The following is a 1412-nucleotide window of genomic DNA, read 5'->3' as shown; positions in this document are numbered from 1 at the left end:
TTGATCGTGGGTGATGCTTATGCGGAGTCGGGTGCGGCTGGGGGTATCGGTGGGTTCTTGACGTATGCGACTGATCTTTTCGATCGGGCGACGGTGGAGAGTTTCGCGGCGCGGTTGTCGCGCATCCTCGCCGCCGTGGTCGCCGATCCCACCGTCCCGGTCGGCGATCTCGACCTACTCGCCGACACCGAACGCACCGACGTGCTCACCGCGTGGAACGACACCACCCATCCGGTGGAACCCGCCACATTGGCATCGCTACTGCGCCGGACCGTCGCGGCGACGCCGGGAGCCGTCGCGCTGGTCGCGGACCTATCCTGCGGCGACCGCGTCGAGCTGAGCTACGCCGAGCTGGCCGCCCGGGTGAACCGCCTCGCCCGTTACCTGATCTCGGTGGGCGTCGGCCCCGAAACCCGGGTCGCGCTCGCGTTCCGCCGATCGGTGGATCTGGTCGTGGCGATGTACGCGGTGGCCGAGGCCGGTGGGGCGTATGTACCGGTCGACCCCGACCAAGCCGCGGACCGGACCGACTACATCCTCTCCGTCTCCGCCCCGGTGTGTGTGCTGAGCAACGCGGAGTCGGACTTCGATACCGATGTCGCGCCGGTAGTGCGGCTCGAAGATCTGGAACTGACCGCGGTCGCGAGCGTGCCGCTCACCGACTCCGAGCGGGTCGTGCCCCTACGGCCGGAGAACACGGCCTACGTCATCTTCACGTCGGGTTCGACCGGACGCCCGAAGGGCGTCGCGGTGCCACACGCGGCGGTCGTGAACCAGTTGCTGTGGAAGACGGCCGAGTTCGAGCTGACGCAGGACGACTCGGTGCTGCTGAAGACGGCGGCCACGTTCGACTTGTCGGTGTGGGAGTTCTGGTCGGCCGCTGTCCGCGGTGGCCGTCTGGTGATCGCCGCGCCGGATGGTCATCGGGACCCCGCGTATCTGCACGACCTGATGGTGCGGGAATCGGTCACCACCCTGCACGTGGTGCCGTCGATGCTGGCGGCGCTGTCGGCACACCGGCCTGCGGCGGACGACTGGTCGCCACGGCGGGTGCTGGCGATCGGTGAGTCCCTACCCGGTTCGGTGGCGCAGCGGTTCCTACGCGACTGTCCGCGTACGGAATTGTTCAATCTATATGGTCCGACCGAGGCGGCGGTGTCGATCACCAGCCATCGGGTGACGCTCGCTGACGAGATGTCGGTGTCGATCGGCGGGCCGGTGTGGAACAGCCGGGTGTTCGTGCTGGATGGTCGTTTGCGTCCGGTGCCGGTGGGTGTGTCGGGTGAGTTGTATCTGGCTGGTGCGCAGTTGGCGCGTGGTTACTTCGGTCGTGCGGATCTGACGGCGGATCGGTTCGTGGCGAATCCGTTCGAGCCGGGTGCGCGGATGTATCGCACGGGTGACTTGGTCGC

1 protein-coding gene is annotated in these 1412 nt (G+C 67.6%); it reads left to right on the top strand.

Features of this window, described 5'->3' with window-relative positions; all coding sequences use genetic code 11:
• On the top strand, positions 1-1412 hold a 1412-nt coding region (locus AB0L97_RS38635; protein WP_364440026.1), incomplete at both ends, for an amino acid adenylation domain-containing protein.

The organism is Nocardia sp. NPDC051911 (genome assembly GCF_040681035.1).
GTDB classification, from domain to species: Bacteria; Actinomycetota; Actinomycetes; order Mycobacteriales; family Mycobacteriaceae; genus Nocardia; species Nocardia sichangensis.
Note: the sequence above shows the minus strand (reverse complement) of the source record. Positions and strands in the feature narration are given on the sequence as shown.